Source organism: Psychrosphaera sp. HA2-10, from assembly GCF_055693745.1.
In genome coordinates this window covers 2,341,256-2,359,276 of sequence record NZ_CM146341.1, presented here as the reverse complement: position 1 = coordinate 2,359,276, position 18,021 = coordinate 2,341,256, and the positions used below count along the sequence as shown (strand labels likewise).

Here is an 18,021-nt window from a genome sequence, read left to right as displayed (position 1 = left end):
CTAGTCTATTTCTAGCTTACCAACCTCAACATTAATTTTAATCACTTTATTACTTCTTGATACTGTTAGGGAAATTGTTTCACCGGGTTCGACGTGTTCAACGATCCCTAACAGTTCTGAAAAGCTAACTAATTGCTTGTCATTTACCGCCAATAATACATCACCAAACTTCAAACCAGATTTCCATGCGGGACCAAGTGGGTCGATGTAAGTGAGTCGAATACCTGCAATTGATTCAATACTACTCCTAACCGGTTGACCCACTTGATTAATGGCTTCACCTTCAAGACCTAAGTATCCGCGTTTTACTTCGCCATCTTCCATAAGCTTGTTCATGATACGTTTTGCGAGTTGATAAGGAATCGCAAAAAAGATGCCTTGAACACCATTTTTAGTACCAGGAGAAGCTGCGGTATTAATACCCACAAGCATGCCTTGGGAATTTACAAGCGCTCCACCTGAATTACCAAGATTAATCGCTGCGTCCATTTGTATAAAATCACTATAACTCGCGCCAGGGGTAAGACCTTTTTTACCCGTAGCACTTACAATTCCTTGGGTTATTGTTTGGCCAAAATTAAGCGGATTACCGATTGCTAAAACGATATCACCCACTTGCGGCTCTAAGTCTGATTGCTGTGGGATAGTAGGGAGGTTATTTGCGTTGATCTTCAAAAGTGCCAAATCGGTAACTTTATCTAAACCAATAACTTCGGCATTAAATTGTCTGCCATCTTGAAGGTGCACTAATATTGATTCTGCATTATCAACAACATGGTAGTTGGTAAGAATGTGGCCATTACTCGTCATGATAACGCCAGAGCCTAAGTCATTAATTTTTTCTCTACGACCTATAGCTTGGCTACTTCCTGTCACTGAATATACGTTTACCACGGAAGGTGCCGCTTGTTGAACCGCAGAGGCAAATGACATTGCAGCCGGGCGCATGACGTTAGTGGTGAGTTTGTTGATACCAAGATTGTTACGCAATTCAGGATTGAGAATAACGACAATTAAAGCAGCAGCCAATCCGTAGGCCACACTATTTAATACAAACTTAATCTTCTTAATCACGTTAATCCTGCGTTTTTAGGGATGTTTTTTTCATTCTAGAACAAAAAGAGCCCACTTCATACCATCAAAGCAGGCTCATTTGTTACAGACTTTAATTATTGTGTTACTAACGAATTAGTATGTATAGAGAGCTATTTCCTCTTACGACATTAAGTGCCATCACACCTTTCGCTTCTTCAAGCGCATCGCGTAAATCAGATACACTCTGTATACGCGTTCGGTTAACACCAATAATAATGTCATTTTGTTCAAGTCCAAGCATAGAAGCTGGCGAGCGTTCTACTAATTCAGTAACTTGAACTCCAGTCACACCATTTTCAGCTTTGCCACTAGAGAAAGTCGCACCTTTTAAGGCTGGGTGGATATTGCCAGCAGTAATTGCTGGTTTGTCAGCCGCGCCAAGGACAACGACGACTTTTTTAACATCGCCACTGCGGTTAACGGTAAGTTCAATCTCGCTACCAGCGCCTTTTGTCGAAACTTTACTACGTAGCTCGTTAAAAGAACTGATTTTTATACCATCAACGTGAGTGACTACGTCACCATATTTTAGACCACCTTTATCAGCCGATGAGTCTGGAATTACTTGCTGAACAAACGCACCTTGAGCAATATCTAACTCAAATGTTTTTGCTAAGTCAGCATTAAAGTCGTAACCAGTAATGCCAAGAACACCACGTTTTACTTCACCAAATTCGATAAGTTGATTAACTAGGTTGTTCATCATGATAGATGGAATGGCGAAACCTATACCAACGTTACCGCCGCCAGGCGCAATAATAGCCGTATTAATACCAACAAGTTCACCTTTAAGGTTCACTAAAGCGCCACCAGAGTTACCACTGTTTATAGCGGCATCAGTCTGAATAAAATCCTCTAAGCCTTGTTGGCTAGGCGCTGATAAACCATGACGCCCCTTTGCACTTACAATACCAGAGGTTACCGTTTGGCCAAGTCCAAATGGGTTACCAATTGCCACAACGAAATCGCCGACACGTAATTTATCTGAATCGGCGATTTTAATTTCAGATAAGTTGTCTGGGTCTATTTTTAGCAGCGCAACATCACTTTGAGCATCGCTACCAATTTTTTTTGCTTCAAATTGGCGACCATCTTTTAACGTTACTAAGATTTCGTCAGCATCGTCGATTACGTGATTGTTGGTAACAATATATCCTTTATCTTTATCGATTATGACGCCTGAACCCAACCCTTTAAATGGCCTTTCTTGAGTTTGGGGTCCTCTTCGATTACCAAAAAAGTATTGAAATGGGTCCATGCCGGATTTAACTTCTTTACTACCGGCAACGGAGATGTTTACTACTGCGGGGGTAACTTTTTCAACCATGGGAGCGAGAGACGGGACCTCTCCTTTTAAGCTAGTAAAAGGAATTGCCGCTTGTGCCGGCTGAACAAACTGAAGCGATGACATCAATATTGCCGCCAGCGCTGTTACTTTAAAAACTTTAGATTTAACCAAAACTGCCATAAATGGTGTACTCCTTTTAACGAATTACTCATACAGACAGACATAAAGCGTCTAAGTTCAGAAATAAAATACTTTTATATTCTTTATTTACTGATAAACGCTAAATAGGGTTATTGGGTTTTGTTTTCAATATTATTTTTTTGTGGAACGCCTTTAAATACACCAGAGCCCGCATTTGAGTAATCGAGTGGTTGGTTTGAAAGGTTAGATTTTTGACGCTTTTCTGATTGAGTTGTTTTTAGAAACTCAGTGGCTTCTTTTGAAAAAAATGGAAATGCGTTACTCGTAGGTGCCTTATGAAGCACTTGATTGGCATCACTGACTTGTTGATCTATTTGCGATGACAATTCGTTTAACTGTGATGAAATGGTTTTATAAGTTACAAGTTGATCTTGCCACTCTTGTTTGAGCTGTGCATTGTCCTGTTTGTATAGCTCGAGTTGCGTTTTGATTTCATTACTACCAGGAGATAGCTTGTTGCGAATTAGCATAAACGCGATGCCTGCAAGTACACCAATTAAGAAGAATATAACGCCGTTAATAAATTCCATGATAAAAGCCTTAATAAATTAGCAGGGATTTGAGCAATCATTATGTCTCACATTGCTCTTACCGTGTTAGTATTTTATTTTCCAATTAAATTTTGTTAATACAATTATAAGTCATATGTCGAACATGCAAACACAATTTACGCCTTGGCAACAATATAAAATAGATTTAGAACGTGAAGACTTTCACCATGATGCTTCTCAAGAGAATGCGGTAAAGCATTTGCAACGTTTATATGATGACTTAACGGCCGAACCTAAAGCCCGTTCGTTTTTTTCAAAATTATTTGCATCAAAACCAGAAAAAAGTGCGCAAGGTCTTTATTTTTGGGGTGGAGTAGGGCGAGGTAAAACATATTTAGTGGATACTTTTTACCACAGCTTACCGTTTGAGAAAAAACTAAGAATTCATTTCCATCGCTTTATGCATAAAGTGCATGACCAAATGAAGTCATTGCAAGGTCAGTCAGACCCTTTAAAAATTGTGGCCAAAAATTTAGCGAATGAAGCGCGAGTCATATGCTTTGACGAATTTTTTGTTTCTGACATTACGGATGCAATGATTTTAGGGACGCTATTAGAAGAGCTTTTTAAATTGGATGTGGTTTTTGTCACCACTTCAAATATTGTTCCCGATGATTTATACAAAAATGGATTACAACGCGCTCGATTCTTACCAGCTATTAAATTACTAAATGATCATTGTGATGTTGTAAATGTTGACTCAGGCGTAGATTATCGCCTGCGTACACTTGAACAGGCTGAGATTTATCACTTCCCACTTGATCCTCAAGCAGAAAAAAATCTAGAGCACTACTTTTGTCAATTGGCGCCTGAAGAAGGTAAAAAAGATCAACAGATTGAAGTAGAAAATAGAATGATCGACACTCGCATGGTGGCTGATGGCGTGGTTTGGTTTAACTTTGATGCAATATGCAAAACTGCTCGATCTCAATTAGATTTTATTGAAATTAGCAAAATCTATCACACGGTTTTATTGTCCAATGTTGAACAAATGAGTAAAGAAAACGACGATGCCGCGAGACGATTTATCTCAATGGTCGATGAGTTTTACGAACGCAAAGTAAAGTTGATTATCTCTGCAGCAGTTGCGTTGGATAGTTTGTATGACGTGGGTGGACTTGAATTTGAATTTAAGCGCTGCGTTAGTCGATTACAAGAAATGCAAAGTCACGAGTACTTGGCTGAGCCTCATTTACCGTAAATATTTAAAGACAATTAAAATAGATGAAAATAATCGCTATCAGATGGTGATCTTTTCTACGGTTTCTGTATAATCCCGCCCCTACCCACCGTTACTAACCTTTTGTATTAGCCTACAACTGGTTGTGCACTCGAAGGGGTGCGAATGAAATGGTGTAGTTTGATAATCAAACTACTGGCTTAAAACTATTAATGTTAGGTTCAAGATAAAATGAAAACCTTTACTGCAACACCTTCAACAATCACTCGTGATTGGTACGTTGTTGACGCCGAGGGCAAAACCCTTGGTCGTATCGCAACTGAGATTGCTCTGCGTTTACGCGGCAAGCATAAACCTGAGTATACTCCGCACATGGACACTGGTGATTACATCATCGTTGTTAATGCAGAGAAAGTACAAGTTACTGGTAACAAAGGCCAGGGCAAAATGTACTACTCACACTCTGGTTACCCAGGTGGTATTAAAGAAATTAACTTTGATGATCTTCAAGCTAAAAAGCCTGAAATGATCATTGAAAAAGCAGTTAAAGGCATGTTGCCACGTGGTCCATTAGGTCGTGCAATGTTCCGTAAACTTAAAGTGTACGCAGGTGCCGAGCATAATCATGCAGCTCAGCAACCTCAAGCATTAGATATTTAAGGAGCATTATTAAAATGGCTGATACTCAATACTACGGAACTGGTCGTCGTAAGAGCTCTACTGCTCGTGTTTTCTTACGTCCAGGTACAGGCAATATTGTTATTAACAAACGTTCAATTGAAGATTTCTTCAGTCGTGAAACGGCTCGTATGGTTGTTCGTCAACCGTTAGAGTTAGTTGAACTTCTAGAGAAATTTGACCTTTACATCACTGTTACAGGTGGTGGTACTACTGGTCAAGCTGGTGCGATCCGTCACGGTATCACACGTGCTCTTATGGCTTATGACGAATCACTTCGTCCATCTCTTCGTCAAGCTGGCTTCGTTACTCGTGACGCTCGTCGCGTTGAACGTAAGAAAGTTGGTCTTAAGAAAGCTCGTAAGAAAACGCAGTTCTCAAAACGTTAATATTTGCTTTGCAATTATTTGCTCAAAAAGCCCGCATATTGCGGGCTTTTTTATTTCAAAATGAAAATAATCTTCTATATTCTTATATTGCCTTGTTTTACATGGGGCTTTTTCGGTAGAATCTCTTAAATTACCAAATTTTTAAGAAGTGGGTCTTTTTAGAACACTTCATAATACGCTTATTAATCCTAATCGCGGAGAATATTGGATGAGCAATGCGCCTGTAGACAATAGTCGTCGTCGTTTCCTCACTGTAGCAACATCAGTTATTGGTGGTGCTGGGGCAGTGGCAGCGGCTGTGCCATTTATTGCTTCCTGGAATCCTAGTGCCCGAGCTAAATCAGCCGGTGCCCCAGTTGAAGTTGACATTACAAAAATTGAACCGGGTCAATTGATCCGAGTTGAGTGGCGAAGTAAACCTGTTTGGGTTATCTATCGTACTCCAGAGATGCTTAAAACAATTGAAGACATTTCTGCAGATGACTTAAAAGATGCAAACTCTGAAGTAGAGCAGCAACCAGCATATGCTAAAAATCTTCATCGTTCTCAGCGTCCTGAAATATTTGTAGCTGTAGGTATTTGTACGCACTTAGGTTGTTCACCAACTTATATGTCTGAAGGCTATGAGGAAGTAGTAGAAGGTGTTAAATCAGGATTCTACTGTCCTTGTCATGGTTCTAAATTTGATATGGCTGGTCGTGTATTTAGTGGTGTTCCCGCTGGTGCAAACTTACAAGTTCCTCCTCACTACTTTATCGATGATAACAACATCTTGATCGGCGAAGATCAGGAAGGAGCAGCGTAATGTTCAAAAACCTTGTAGATTGGATTGATGCTCGTATTCCTATGTCGCGTGTTTACAACATGCACATGGCGCAATACCCAGCACCAAAAAATATGAACTTTTGGTACGTGTTTGGCTTTTTAGCCACAATCGTACTAGTTAACCAAATCGTAACCGGTATATGGTTAACGATGAGTTATGAACCTTCTGCTGCAGGCGCATTTGCTTCTGTTGAATACATCATGCGAGATGTTGAATACGGCTGGATTATTCGCTACATGCACTCAACCGGTGCCTCTGCGTTCTTTGTTGTTGTATACCTTCATATGTTCCGCGGTATGATGTACGGCTCCTATCAGAAACCTCGTGAGTTGTTGTGGTTATTCGGTATGTTTATTTACCTTGCACTAATGGCTGAAGCCTTTATGGGTTACTTATTACCGTGGGGACAAATGTCTTACTGGGGTGCTCAGGTAATCATAGGTTTATTCGGTACGATTCCTGTTATAGGTGAAGACTTGGCGTTGTGGATACGTGGTGACTACGTAGTATCTGGTGCAACACTAAACCGATTCTTTGCATTGCACGTAATCGCACTGCCTCTAATTATCGTTATCTTAGTATTCCTTCACATTGTTGCGCTTCATGAAGTTGGCTCTAACAACCCTGATGGCGTTGATGTTAAGCGTCCTAAAGGTTCATTGTCAGATGATGAGAAAACAAAATTTGAGTTCCATGAATACTATACGTCTAAAAAAGATTTATTGGATGATGTAGTACCATTCTTCCCGCACATGGTTCTTAAAGACTTAATGGCGTTTGGTATTTTTATATTCCTATTCTGCTATGTCATGTTCTTTAACCCTGATATGTATGGCAAGTTTATTGAGCATCCAAACTTTGAAATGGCGAATAACCTTAAAACGCCAGAGCATGTATTCCCTGTTTGGTACTTCACTCCGTTCTACGCAATTCTTAAAGCGGTACCAAATCCGTTTGGTGGTGTTGTAGCTATGTTTGGTGCAATCATTGTACTAGCGTTATTGCCTTGGATTGACCGTGGTAAGGTTCGCTCATGGCGTTACCGTTGTGGCCTACATAAGTGGAACCTGATCATATTTGCGATTGTATTTATTATCCTAGGTTACTTAGGTGGCACACCGGGTACTCCATTTAAAGAGATGATTTCTAAAGTCTTTACCGTTATGTATTTTGGTTTCTTTGTATTACTTTGGTTATACAGCAAAAACGAAAAGACTAAGCCACTGCCAGAAAGGATTACGAAATAATGAAAAAACTTATTCTTACTCTTGGTTTATTCGCTGGTTTAGTTTCTGCTTCGGTACTTGCTGCAGGTGGCGGTGCGTTGCCTTACAAAGCAGAAATCGACCAAACTGATAAAGCCTCGTTACAACGTGGTGCTAAGTTGTTTATGAACTACTGTGTTGGTTGTCACCAAATGCAGTTTCAACGATACGAGCGTACTTTTAACGACTTAGGTATTCCTCTAGATGTAGGTATGGAAAACTTAGTTTTTACAAAAGATACAAAAGTAGGTGAGCATATTAAAAATGCAATGCCTAAAGCTGATGGTGCAAAATGGTTTGGTGCAGCTCCTCCAGACTTGACACTTGAAGCTCGTTTACGTGGTCCAGATTGGATTTATAGCTACTTAAAGTCTTTTTACGTAGACCCGTCACGTCCATTTGGCGTGAACAATACTGTATTTAAAGACGTTGGTATGCCGCACGTATTACAAGAACTTCAAGGTGTACCTGAAAAAGTATACGAAGAACGTATGATCGACGGTGAAATGGTTAAAGAATTCGTTGGTATTAAATCTGACGGCTCTGGTGAGCTTAGTGAAGATGAATACGATCGTGCAATGTTAGATATCACTAACTTCATGGTTTACATTGGTGAACCTATGATTTTAGAGCGTGAAAGCATTGGCTATAAAGCACTACTTTACTGTTTCATATTCTGGATATTCGCAGTTTTGCTTAAGAAAGAATACTGGAGAGACATCAAAAAATAATTGTTAAGTAAATTAAAACCTTAACAACTATTTTACTTTAAAAGGGGTGTTTCGCCCCTTTTTTGATAATGCAATTTGAAAGATTTTGGAGAAATAAATGGCTGTGTCTGCAAACAAACGAGCGGTAATGACTTTATTTTCTGGTGCAAATGACATGTATAGTCATCAGGTTCGCATCGTATTAGCGGAAAAAGGGGTTAACGTGGATATTCACTATGTAACTCCAGATAACATGCCTGAAGACCTTTATGAAGTTAATCCGTATGGAAACGTTCCAACGTTGATTGACCGTGAATTAGGGTTATATCGTGCAAACATTATTAATGAATATTTAGACGAGCGTTTTCCACATCCACCATTAATGCCAGTATATCCGGTAGCTCGTGGTCGTTGTCGTTTGATGATGGATAGAATTGAAAATGACTGGTATTCACTAACTCGTAAAATTGAGCAAGGTGATGAAGCTGCACGTCAAGAGTTAAAGGAAGGCATCTTAGCTATTGCACCTATTTTTGCTGAAGACCCATATTTTATGAGCGAAGAGTTTAGCTTAGTTGATTGTTACTTAGCTCCGTTATTATGGCGCTTGCCTTCGTGGGGTATCGAGTTGTCAGGCCCTGCAGCAAAAGATATTAAGACTTATATGCTACGTGTATTTGAGCGTGAGTCTTTCCAAGCCTCGTTAACAGATGTTGAAAAAGACATCCGTAGTACTTACTAAGTAATTATGGAAAATATGACTCCAAATCGCCCTTATTTATTGAGGGCGTTTTATGATTGGATTTTGGATAATGAGCACACGCCTTACTTAGTTGTCGAGGCGGACTTGCCACATGTTCAGGTTCCACCGCAAAGTGTAAAAGACGGACAAGTGGTATTAAACATTAGCCCAAGTGCAGTTCAAAGCTTACAAATAAGCAATGAGCAATTAACATTTTCAGCACGATTTGGCGGTGTTCCATTTGAAGTGTATGTTCCAATGTACGCCGTATCCGCTATTTATGCGCGTGAGAATGGTGCTGGGACAATGTTTCCGCCAGAGGACTATGACATTGACGGTTACGAATTAGCGCCTGTAGAAGGTGATACTTCTGAAGTCGAAGAGCCTGGCGCTTCATTTGAAGTGGTAAGCTCGTCAGAAAAAGATTCAAAAAAGGTCGATTCAACTGATAAAAAGCGTAGCCACTTATCAATTGTTAAGTAGCTTGCTTGTAAATATAAAAAAACCAGCATTTGCTGGTTTTTTTATATTTTAAGTTTTCATTAGGATTCGGAGAATTATTCAAATACCTTTATAACTCGTTCAACTCCAGATATTTTTGAGGCAACGGTTGCTGCTTCATTCGCTTGCTCTGGCGATACTATGCCAAGTAAATATACTTCTTGAGCTTCGGTTATCACTTTTATTTTATTACCTTCGATTTTGTCATTTGCTAAAAAAGCCGACTTCACTTTAGTAGTTATCCAGACATCCTTAGCTTTGCTCCCAACAGAAGCTAAAGGGCCTACTTTTACCTGGTTATGAACTTTTATAACATGATCGACGCTTTTCAAAATGCCGTCAATTTTATTGATTAAAGCTTGGGTAGGCGCTTGCCCTACTGCTAATAACTGACCGTTATAGCTCACTAAAGTTACATTAGCATTGTCACTCACTTCTTGATCTTTCATTAGCTTAACAGTAGCTCGAACTTCAATACCATTATCGTCTATTTGGCTACCAACTGAACGTGGATCATTAGCAGCTGAAACTGCTGTAACTGCGCTAGCAACGATTGCTGTTTCAACGCAACCTTGAACTAAAAGGATACTCAACAATAATATAAGGTGCTTTTTCATATAACTAATTCCTAAATCTAAACGATTACATAGAGAAAATAACTTCATCAATTAATTCACTTAATACGTGCACTGTGAACAACTGAATCTCTAAGGTCCTACTTGGCTTATTAGTCGGCAAACGAATCTCAATATCATTGTCGCCTAACAGTCCTGCTATTTCACCGCCATCATCCGATGTGAAAGCTATAACTTGAATGTCACGAGTTAATGCTGTTTCGAGTGCAGCTTTAATAGATGGTTCCTTGTTATTCAAAGAAAAAACTACTAAAACATCTTGCTCATTGCCAATGGCCCTAATTTGTCTGGCAAAACGTTCTTGAAAGTTGGTCAAATTAATTTCATCTAGACCACAGTTTTGCACATGATCATTTAACGCTATTGCTGGCAGGCAAGGACGTTCGATCTCATAATAATTTACTAAAATACCAGCGAAGTGTTCTGCCATCATTTTTGCCATTGAGTCGGCACAAGTTAGAACTTTATTACCAGATAGCAGTGTTTGAGCGATAACAGCTGCGGAAAGCGCAATGTTGTCTGCATTTTGATCACCCGAAGCGATAAAGTTTTGTATATTTGAGGTGTAAAGTTGTTTAATTTTATTGTCATTCATGAAAATGCACTTTCAATCCAGTTTAGCTGGTTGTTTTCGAACGCGATTACGTCAAACCGTATATTTGGTGTTAGTTTACGTTTCTGTAGGTAAAAAATCGCGGCTTTTTTAATTTTTTGTTGTTTTTGATACGTTACTGACGCTGCTGCGCCGCCAAATTGATTACTTGATCTAAACCTCACCTCTACAAAAATATACGTATTGGTATTTGAACAGTAAAATATTAAGTCAATTTCACCTACTTTACATCTAAAGTTAGTGTCCACAAGGTTTAATCCTTGCTTCAGCAAATAATTTTTTGCTTCTAATTCTCTTGCATCTCCAACGAGTTGTTTATGCGTTTTAGTTGCTACCTTCTGATTGGACAATGACTTTTCCTTGCAAATATCGAGACCAGCTAAGTTGGCGTTTTATGGCTAGGTTATCTTTAACACTTAGTTTTCCCGTCAACCCGTATAAAGACTCTGAAGGTAAAATAGTAAGTTGTTTCAGAGCAAAGATTAGCTCGTAAGCATCATGGCCAAACGCGAATAGCTTTTTCAATTGTGTTTGTTGTTCGCCTATCGTCTCATATAATTTGTGAAGCTGTGGTTCAGTATTTTTAATTAACCATGGCATCTCAGTAAAAAACATACCATTTAGGTCACGTTTTTGTTGAGTTGACTCATCAACAACATAACTTCGGCTGGAAGCGTATATTGGCAGACGTTTGCCAAACGCACTGATATTGACATCGAAAAACGGTTTTATAAGACGAGTTTGTTGAGAGTTTGCAATAACATAAACGGCATCAATGTCAGACCTGCTTCTTGTCTCGGTTTCAAGTGCCGCGCCAAATAATCGTTTCATTTCTGCAATTCTCGCTTGGCTAGCATCAACATCAAGCAATTGCTGTACAGCGTCTCCGAGTTTAGAGCGATTTCTAAAGGCTATAGATTCTGCTTGTTTTTCAGTAGCGGCATACCAAGCAGCATTAAAGCGTTCATGTAATCGTCGGCCTAAGGAGTTATCAGCGTATATAACTGCCGGCGTTTTTACTTCTTTTTCTAAAAATAACTCAATAGCTTGGTCTATTTCATCTTCCGGCGATAACGAAAAGTAGTAACTTCGGGCTAGATTCTGCAATTGCGTAGGTAAAATTTCAGGTATGTTTAGGTTTAACCGAGGTACAGATCTAATTATGTCGCTTTGTTGGAAACTAATTACCGTCTCTTTTTCTAGCGGTCCAACAATAAAATCAACGCCTCGCTCAACAATTATGTTTTCAATTTCTTTGAGCTCAAGTAATCCTGTGTCCAGTACGTGAACTGTAGTTAAGGAGTCAAACGGCTTAGCCGATAAAAATCCATCGCGAATCGTCATTGCTTGTTTCGCTAATTTACCTGACAAAGGCAGTAAAAGAGCAATACTTGTTGGTTGATAAGGTTCGACACTAAGGAGCTGCTGAACCTGCAGAGGCAACTTCGACGGCACAACTGTATCAGGATATATTCGTTTCCATCTAGCTAATTGAGAGGGAAGTTCATTGGGGTCGGCAAGGTATTCTCTAACGATATTGGCCAATTGAATCCAAGCATCAGAAGATTGACCAAAGTCAGTGTTAAATCGGCTTAAAGTTTCAGCAGGGACACTAAGAATATGTTTCCAGATCAAGTTGTTAATAAGCACTTGATCTGAAGAAGATAGCTGCTGATCATATAATGACTGTAATTGAAAACTTGCTTGAATAACCTCAATATGTTTGTTTTGTTGAGACTTCAATTGTGCATCTAGCACACGCATTGGAATAGCAAAGCGATTAGCTAAAGTCCCTTGTTGCAATCTATCCACTACACCTTGTGCTTCATCAATTTGTTGGGCATACAATAATGCTTTTGCTAATTCGATATCTAACATAACTGAATTTAGCTTAGACGAGTCCACTTTTGACAAGATTGATTGGATAAATATTACCGGTTTTTTTTCGGCAATCGCAGCTTTGGCGGCTAGGATGTAAAAGCTTTGTTGCTCACTGTTAAGGTTTGTCGTTTGCGCTTGTTTAATATAAAACTGGCTGTCCTTGAATGTGCTTATTACAGCTTCATTAGTATCGATATTTTTTTTGACAGCGATTTGCTGTTTTGGAGCACTGCCACACGCAGCTAAGAGAGAAACTATTATTATTATTACAATCGAACGAATCACAGTCATTTACCTTAGTTGGCGCAAAAAACAATATAAGTGGCATACTTAAGAAGGTATCATACAAGCGAATACTGCTATAAACAACGGCTTAAAGAGGTCATGATGTCGAATCCAGGAACTTTATATATTGTAGCAACACCAATTGGAAATTTATCCGACATAACTCAGCGCGCGCTCGATACTTTAAATGAAGTTGACTTGATAGCAGCAGAAGATACCCGTCATAGTGGAAAATTACTTAGTCACTTTGGTATTAAAACTAAAATGTTTCCACTGCATGACCATAATGAAAAACAAAAAGCACAATCGCTACTTGATCAAATAGCCCAAGGTAAAAGCATTGCGTTAATAAGTGACGCCGGTACACCACTTATTTCTGACCCTGGTTATAATTTAGTTAACTTGGCTCGTGAGCAAGACGTTCAAGTGACTCCGATTCCGGGGCCAAGTGCCGTAATCACAGCCCTGTGTGCTGCAGGATTGCCGACCGATAAGTTTTTATTTGCTGGTTTTTTACCAGTTAAACAACAAGCCAAATTAGCCATTTTGACATCCTATAAAAACGCCGACTTCACAACGGTCTTTTATGAAAGCCCACGTCGAATTATTGATACATTAAAACATGTGGCCGAGGCACTAGGTGACGATAAACAAGTTGTCGTTGCAAAAGAACTGACTAAACATTACGAAGCATTTAAATCAGGTACTGCACAGGAAGTCATCGACTGGTTCGGTGAAGATAAAGATCGTCAGCAGGGAGAAATGGTAATAATGTTAGCGCCAAACAAAGAGGAATCCGCTCTGTCTCCTGAGGCAGAAATGCTATTAAAATCGTTAATGGAAGAATTGCCGACCAAAAAAGCAGCGGCAATTACAGCTAAAATTCATGATTTAAAGAAAAACGATTTGTATAAGTTAGCGCTGACTTGGCAAGACTAGCGTTTCTTACTAATCGTTAGATGCATTCTTGTTTATACTCGGCTATAATCCAGCCCGCGAGATGACCAGACAATCGCTGCTTTGTCGTTGTGTTTATGAGTTTACTCATAAGCAGACGGACAGAGGGGAGGAAAGTCCGGGCTCCATAGGGCAGAGTGCCAGATAACTTCTGGGGGGCGTGAGCCTACGACCAGTGCAGCAGAGAGTATACCGCCGATGGCTAATTTATTAGCACAGGTAAGGGTGAAAGGGTGCGGTAAGAGCGCACCGCGCGGCTAGTAATAGTTCGTGGCACGGTAAACTCCACTCGGAGCAATTTCAAATAGGGTTCCAGTACTCTTGAAGTACAGGCGTGGCCCACGTCGGAACCGGGTAGAAAGCTTGAGCCAATAAGCAATTATTGGCCTAGACGAATGATTGTCCAAGACAAAACCCGGCTTATCGGTCATCTCGCACCTTTTTATCTGCGTGTTTCGTTGAAGGAATGCGTGGCCGTTGACGAATATTCACTATCAATAAATCAGAATCCTAAATAAATTATTCATCTCTAAACTCTTCAGGGTTCAAGTGATGCTTATTAAGTAGTTTATAAAACTCCGTACGATTGCGCTTAGACAGCTTAGCCGCCTGTGAAACATTCCCTGATGTAGCCTTTAATACTGAAGTTAAGTAGTCGCGTTCGAATTGCTCCCTAGCTTCTTGAAATGACGGGTGACTGATTGTTGCTTCACGCAATGCATTCCTTACCAAAGTTTCGTTTATCATTGTCTCGGTTGATAGTGCAACACATTGCTCTATAACATTTTGTAACTGACGAATATTGCCTGGCCAGGGCGCACAAATTAAAAGTTCTAATGCTTCTTGGCTAAAGCCGTTTACATTTATTTTTGCTTTATTTGAGGTGCGACTTAAAAAGTAGTTTGCAAGTAGCGGAATATCTTCTCTACGATCGCACAAAGCCGGTAAGGTTAGCTCTACGACATTAAGACGATAATATAAATCTTCGCGGAAGTTTTGGTCTCTTATCTCTTGTTGCAAATTCTTATGCGTAGCTGAAATGAGTCTGACGTCTACTTTTACCGTGCTGGTACTTCCCACTGGACGAATCTCTTTTTCTTGTATTGCGCGCAGCAGCTTGGCTTGGAAATTTAGAGGCATATCGCCAACTTCATCTAAAAATAAAGTCCCGCCATTACTTGATTCAAATAGACCAATATGATGTTTGTCCGCACCTGTAAACGCACCTTTTTTATGGCCAAAGAGCTCAGATTCCAATAAGTTTTCAGGCACAGCTGCACAGTTAATTGCAGTAAATGGCTTGTCACTACGTTCGCTCGCTTTATGAATGGCTTGAGCTAACAGTTCTTTACCTGTACCACTTTGCCCCTGAATTAAAATACTGAAATCACTCTGCGCTACTTGATAAGTTTGTTGCATTAACGCTTCCATGCTGGCACTACGTGAAATAATATTTTTTCGCCATAGCAGGCCTTTTTCTCCTAGGTCTGGGTTAGAAATGCTTGGTTGTAGGCGAAGAGCTTGTTGCACTGCATCGAGTAACTCTTTACTTTCAAAGGGCTTGGTTAAAAAGCTAAAGACCCCTTTTTTTGTTGCATTTATAGCGTCTGGAATAGTGCCATGAGCAGTCATAATAATTACAGGTAAGTTAGGATTACGTTGTCGAATTCTTTCGAACAACGCCATACCATCCATTCCTTCCATTCGTAAATCACTTATAACAAGTTGCGGATTAAAACTTCCTAACGTGCCGAGAGCCTCTTTTGCCGACGTTGCTGATTTCACCAAATATCCAGCCGCAGTTAAGCGTATTGTTATGAGTCGCAATAAGCTTGGATCATCATCAACAACTAGAATTCTATCTTTTGCAATCGAATCAGTAATATCATTCATGATTTATTGCCCGTTATTGTTAATTGAGTTTTCGATTAGCTTTAACTGTGAAATCTGGTGTTGCAATAAAATGTTTTGCTCCTTTAACGAGTCAATGGTGGCATTTTGCTGTTTTAATAAATTGCGCATTTTGATCTTTTTTTCAGATTCAAGTGCTAGCTTTTGATCAAACAACATTTGAAGTTTAATTTGTCTGCACAATAAATCTAATAGGAGCTGCTCTTGTTCGAGGAGATTATTGGTTGAATGCTCATAGTCCGATAAGGCTTGTTTAGGGTTATAAAAAGGTGAGTCAGGTAAGCTGTGAAATAGCATAAGTTTTGGCAATACGTATGGTAATTGTTTGGTTTGTTTTGATAACAGCTTATATTCCACATTAAGCTCTTCGTTGTTTAATTTATTTATCCAAAGGTAATAGTTAATTAGGCTTAGATTCGTATTTAAGGTATGTGAATGCTCACTATCATTTGGGCTTAACAACTGGCATGCCATAATTAACTGACTAACTGCCAAAAAAGCGATAATTCGCATTGATCGTTTTACGTTTGGTTTAGTCATTACTTCCTTCCTTCATTTTTTCTTCCGTATGCAATTGGCTGTAACTTTTGGTTAATGGCAGTTGAATAACAAACTCACTAAAACTTGGCGCGCTAGTACTACTATTTACAGTGATATTGCCATTTAATCTCATTAATAGCTCTTTCACTATGGTTAACCCTAAACCACTACTTTTTATTGGGCTATTATGCTTTGTCGAACCTTGATAAAAGGCGTTGAATATGTCCTTAATAGCTGATTTTGGTATGCCAGGGCCTTCGTCAATCATACTAAAAATGAGCTTTGAGCCTTCATCTCGGGCATTAATTTTAATCTCGCCATTGTTAGGAGAAAACTTAATTGCGTTAGATAATAGGTTATCAACTACCACATTAAGTTGTTTGTTATTGCATAGCAGGCCTGCGCTTTGGATGTTGGTCTGTATGTTTAAGTTTTTTCGATTTATGTCTAAACGACGTTGATCAATACATTCCATGACTAGATTGTTAATATCAACGATCTGTGACTCTTGTAAACTGGTCGAATCAAGCACGATATTAAAGTCTAGCAAATCTTCTATTAAGGTTTGTAAACGAGCAACGCTTGCCCTAATTATATTTGTGATTTCTTGTTGGGCTTGATTTAGTTCTCCAACACTATTGTCGTATATTAGCTCAGTACCCTCTCTTATCGCTGCAAGCGGAGTTTTTAGTTCATGAGAGATATGACGAATGAAACTAGACTTTTGTATTTCTAATTCATGTAGGCGGCTTCGCATTAACTCTAACGCATCTGCAATTTCAACCATTTCGGTTGATCCTCGAAGTGTAATTGGTTGGTTAAAGTCGCCGCTTTCTAATCGCTGTATTTGAGGTTGTAGTGCCTTTAAAGGTCGAATAATAAGAGTAACAAAAATTACTGCGACGATGAGCGTGATTGGAATCGTATATAAACTTATTAACATAGTTTGTTCGATACTTTTGGCAGAACGCTTCATTTCGTGCGCTTTGTTGTTAATCAGCTCATTGGAGCGTAAATTAATTTTTTGATTAATTAGTGCTAAGTTCCTAAATTCAGATTGCACCATATCCAGAGATGGTAAAGGATCTGACTGGATTATTAGTATCGTTATGGCATTTAGTTGTTTTACATATGACTGGATAAGATGTACTAACTGCTCATCTTTATTAGTCTGAAAGATCGTAGTGATCAAAGACTCTAGTGATTGGCTTTGTTGTTTAAAATTTGTTAACAACTCAACCTCTTTTAATACGACAAATTGCCCGGCGTATCGCTCCAGCCTTGATTGGATTTGACTAACTTCTCGATTGCTCTCTACTAATTCAGCTACGTTAAAAATAGCTTCAGTACCCTGTTGAGATAAGTTGTTCACTTGCTTTGCACTATATAGAAATGCAAATACAAGAGGGAACGCGACTAAACCAAAACCAAGCACTGTTAGTGTTTTTATTGATGTATTTAGTTTAGATAGCCTTTTCAGAAGGTGAAGTAGTTTATCCATTTCTTCGTTGAGCTTACGTTTTTCATAGAATATTTAATAATTTAACCCTGTTTTATCGGTTTAAACAATCATGTCTTCAAATAGCGACATTAGCTCGGTTGGTGCAATGGGGTTTCCAACATTTTGTTTTTATTAAATATTTTTATTTTTATACAGAGTTTATGTCCGAATAATATTTCAAATAAAAATCATATGTCTCCAGACGACGACAGTTAAAAATAACACTAATCTGCAAATTTGCAATTATATCAATGGTTTACGATTTGGCACGA

General features: G+C 39.1%; 19 protein-coding genes and 1 other RNA gene. 10 read left to right on the top strand and 10 right to left on the bottom strand.

Annotation, left to right across the window (positions count from 1 at the left end):
• The 3 genes from ACZ1GV_RS10765 to ACZ1GV_RS10755 all read right to left on the bottom strand — a co-directional run bounded on the left by ACZ1GV_RS10765 (position 1) and on the right by ACZ1GV_RS10755 (position 3,114).
• The gene (locus tag ACZ1GV_RS10765; RefSeq protein ID WP_472674166.1) at positions 1–1,074 is read right to left on the bottom strand and encodes a trypsin-like peptidase domain-containing protein; all 1,074 of its coding nucleotides are present in this window, start codon (positions 1,072–1,074) and stop codon (positions 1–3) included.
• A gap of 106 nt (positions 1,075–1,180) precedes the next feature.
• Positions 1,181–2,563: a DegQ family serine endoprotease gene (locus ACZ1GV_RS10760; RefSeq protein WP_472674165.1), complete on the bottom strand. Its 1,383-nt coding sequence runs from the start codon at positions 2,561–2,563 to the stop codon at positions 1,181–1,183.
• 110 nt (positions 2,564–2,673) lie between these two features.
• Positions 2,674–3,114, bottom strand: coding sequence for a ZapG family protein (locus ACZ1GV_RS10755; RefSeq protein WP_472674164.1), 441 nt, complete (start codon positions 3,112–3,114; stop codon positions 2,674–2,676).
• Between the two features lie 124 nt (positions 3,115–3,238).
• Between ACZ1GV_RS10755 and zapE the strand changes: the two genes are divergently transcribed.
• The 8 genes from zapE (at position 3,239) to ACZ1GV_RS10715 (ending at position 9,408) form a co-directional block, all read left to right on the top strand.
• Positions 3,239–4,336, top strand: coding sequence for a cell division protein ZapE (gene zapE, locus ACZ1GV_RS10750; protein ID WP_472674163.1), 1,098 nt, complete (start codon positions 3,239–3,241; stop codon positions 4,334–4,336).
• A gap of 210 nt (positions 4,337–4,546) precedes the next feature.
• Entirely contained in the window at positions 4,547–4,975 is a 429-nt protein-coding gene (gene rplM / locus ACZ1GV_RS10745) for a 50S ribosomal protein L13 (protein ID WP_210561343.1), read from the top strand.
• 14 nt (positions 4,976–4,989) lie between these two features.
• Positions 4,990–5,382: a 30S ribosomal protein S9 gene (rpsI, locus tag ACZ1GV_RS10740; RefSeq protein ID WP_210561345.1), complete on the top strand. Its 393-nt coding sequence runs from the start codon at positions 4,990–4,992 to the stop codon at positions 5,380–5,382.
• Positions 5,383–5,590: 208 nt separating this feature from the next.
• Complete coding sequence (gene petA, locus ACZ1GV_RS10735) at positions 5,591–6,187, top strand: ubiquinol-cytochrome c reductase iron-sulfur subunit (RefSeq protein WP_210561347.1); 597 nt, start codon at positions 5,591–5,593, stop codon at positions 6,185–6,187.
• The gene (locus ACZ1GV_RS10730; protein ID WP_210561349.1) at positions 6,187–7,455 is read left to right on the top strand and encodes a cytochrome b; all 1,269 of its coding nucleotides are present in this window, start codon (positions 6,187–6,189) and stop codon (positions 7,453–7,455) included. Before petA ends, ACZ1GV_RS10730 begins: the two co-directional genes overlap by 1 nt.
• A complete protein-coding gene (locus tag ACZ1GV_RS10725) occupies positions 7,455–8,204 on the top strand; it encodes a cytochrome c1 (protein ID WP_210561351.1) in 750 nt (249 codons plus the stop codon). The genes ACZ1GV_RS10730 and ACZ1GV_RS10725 overlap by 1 nt, the downstream gene beginning before the upstream one ends.
• A 97-nt stretch (positions 8,205–8,301) precedes the next feature.
• Positions 8,302–8,925, top strand: coding sequence for a stringent starvation protein SspA (sspA, locus tag ACZ1GV_RS10720; protein WP_210561353.1), 624 nt, complete (start codon positions 8,302–8,304; stop codon positions 8,923–8,925).
• A 6-nt stretch (positions 8,926–8,931) separates the two neighbouring features.
• Positions 8,932–9,408 (top strand): ClpXP protease specificity-enhancing factor, encoded by a 477-nt coding sequence (locus ACZ1GV_RS10715; RefSeq protein ID WP_210561355.1) that lies wholly within the window; start codon positions 8,932–8,934, stop codon positions 9,406–9,408.
• A gap of 74 nt (positions 9,409–9,482) precedes the next feature.
• Here the strand turns inward: ACZ1GV_RS10715 and dolP are convergent, their stop codons facing one another.
• Genes dolP through ACZ1GV_RS10695 form a run of 4 tightly spaced genes read right to left on the bottom strand, consistent with a single transcriptional unit; the run spans position 9,483 to position 12,840 of the window.
• Positions 9,483–10,043 carry a division/outer membrane stress-associated lipid-binding lipoprotein gene (gene dolP, locus ACZ1GV_RS10710; protein ID WP_472674162.1) on the bottom strand — a complete coding sequence of 187 codons (561 nt, stop codon included), beginning with the start codon at positions 10,041–10,043 and terminating at the stop codon, positions 9,483–9,485.
• A 25-nt stretch (positions 10,044–10,068) separates the two neighbouring features.
• Positions 10,069–10,656, bottom strand: coding sequence for a D-sedoheptulose-7-phosphate isomerase (locus ACZ1GV_RS10705; protein ID WP_472674161.1), 588 nt, complete (start codon positions 10,654–10,656; stop codon positions 10,069–10,071).
• Entirely contained in the window at positions 10,653–11,024 is a 372-nt protein-coding gene (locus ACZ1GV_RS10700; protein WP_472674160.1) for a YraN family protein, read from the bottom strand. Before ACZ1GV_RS10700 ends, ACZ1GV_RS10705 begins: the two co-directional genes overlap by 4 nt.
• Positions 10,999–12,840 (bottom strand): penicillin-binding protein activator, encoded by a 1,842-nt coding sequence (locus tag ACZ1GV_RS10695; protein WP_472674159.1) that lies wholly within the window; start codon positions 12,838–12,840, stop codon positions 10,999–11,001. Before ACZ1GV_RS10695 ends, ACZ1GV_RS10700 begins: the two co-directional genes overlap by 26 nt.
• A 102-nt stretch (positions 12,841–12,942) precedes the next feature.
• Between ACZ1GV_RS10695 and rsmI the strand changes: the two genes are divergently transcribed.
• Together rsmI and rnpB are read left to right on the top strand one after the other, a co-directional pair.
• Positions 12,943–13,779, top strand: coding sequence for a 16S rRNA (cytidine(1402)-2'-O)-methyltransferase (gene rsmI / locus ACZ1GV_RS10690; protein WP_472675894.1), 837 nt, complete (start codon positions 12,943–12,945; stop codon positions 13,777–13,779).
• Between the two features lie 57 nt (positions 13,780–13,836).
• An RNA gene (gene rnpB / locus ACZ1GV_RS10685) (RNase P RNA component class A) lies at positions 13,837–14,236 on the top strand.
• Positions 14,237–14,316: 80 nt separating this feature from the next.
• Here the strand turns inward: rnpB and ACZ1GV_RS10680 are convergent.
• Genes ACZ1GV_RS10680 through ACZ1GV_RS10670 form a run of 3 tightly spaced genes read right to left on the bottom strand, consistent with a single transcriptional unit; the run spans position 14,317 to position 17,749 of the window.
• Positions 14,317–15,690 carry a sigma 54-interacting transcriptional regulator gene (locus ACZ1GV_RS10680; protein ID WP_472674158.1) on the bottom strand — a complete coding sequence of 458 codons (1,374 nt, stop codon included), beginning with the start codon at positions 15,688–15,690 and terminating at the stop codon, positions 14,317–14,319.
• A 3-nt stretch (positions 15,691–15,693) separates the two neighbouring features.
• Complete coding sequence (locus ACZ1GV_RS10675; protein ID WP_472674157.1) at positions 15,694–16,248, bottom strand: hypothetical protein; 555 nt, start codon at positions 16,246–16,248, stop codon at positions 15,694–15,696.
• Positions 16,241–17,749, bottom strand: a complete 1,509-nt coding sequence (locus tag ACZ1GV_RS10670; protein WP_472674156.1) for a HAMP domain-containing sensor histidine kinase — start codon at positions 17,747–17,749, stop codon at positions 16,241–16,243. The genes ACZ1GV_RS10675 and ACZ1GV_RS10670 overlap by 8 nt, the downstream gene beginning before the upstream one ends.
• Positions 17,750–18,021: the final 272 nt, after the last annotated feature.

Coding starts and splice junctions, on each gene's coding strand:
- ACZ1GV_RS10675 (WP_472674157.1), bottom strand. CDS start 16,248: ATGACTAAACCAAACGTAAAACGATCAATGCGAATTATCGCTTTTTTG.
- ACZ1GV_RS10705 (WP_472674161.1), bottom strand. CDS start 10,656: ATGAATGACAATAAAATTAAACAACTTTACACCTCAAATATACAAAAC.
- dolP (WP_472674162.1), bottom strand. CDS start 10,043: ATGAAAAAGCACCTTATATTATTGTTGAGTATCCTTTTAGTTCAAGGT.
- rpsI (WP_210561345.1), top strand. CDS start 4,990: ATGGCTGATACTCAATACTACGGAACTGGTCGTCGTAAGAGCTCTACT.
- ACZ1GV_RS10670 (WP_472674156.1), bottom strand. CDS start 17,749: ATGGATAAACTACTTCACCTTCTGAAAAGGCTATCTAAACTAAATACA.
- ACZ1GV_RS10755 (WP_472674164.1), bottom strand. CDS start 3,114: ATGGAATTTATTAACGGCGTTATATTCTTCTTAATTGGTGTACTTGCA.
- ACZ1GV_RS10715 (WP_210561355.1), top strand. CDS start 8,932: ATGGAAAATATGACTCCAAATCGCCCTTATTTATTGAGGGCGTTTTAT.
- ACZ1GV_RS10760 (WP_472674165.1), bottom strand. CDS start 2,563: ATGGCAGTTTTGGTTAAATCTAAAGTTTTTAAAGTAACAGCGCTGGCG.
- sspA (WP_210561353.1), top strand. CDS start 8,302: ATGGCTGTGTCTGCAAACAAACGAGCGGTAATGACTTTATTTTCTGGT.
- ACZ1GV_RS10725 (WP_210561351.1), top strand. CDS start 7,455: ATGAAAAAACTTATTCTTACTCTTGGTTTATTCGCTGGTTTAGTTTCT.
- rsmI (WP_472675894.1), top strand. CDS start 12,943: ATGTCGAATCCAGGAACTTTATATATTGTAGCAACACCAATTGGAAAT.
- petA (WP_210561347.1), top strand. CDS start 5,591: ATGAGCAATGCGCCTGTAGACAATAGTCGTCGTCGTTTCCTCACTGTA.
- rplM (WP_210561343.1), top strand. CDS start 4,547: ATGAAAACCTTTACTGCAACACCTTCAACAATCACTCGTGATTGGTAC.
- zapE (WP_472674163.1), top strand. CDS start 3,239: ATGCAAACACAATTTACGCCTTGGCAACAATATAAAATAGATTTAGAA.
- ACZ1GV_RS10730 (WP_210561349.1), top strand. CDS start 6,187: ATGTTCAAAAACCTTGTAGATTGGATTGATGCTCGTATTCCTATGTCG.
- ACZ1GV_RS10680 (WP_472674158.1), bottom strand. CDS start 15,690: ATGAATGATATTACTGATTCGATTGCAAAAGATAGAATTCTAGTTGTT.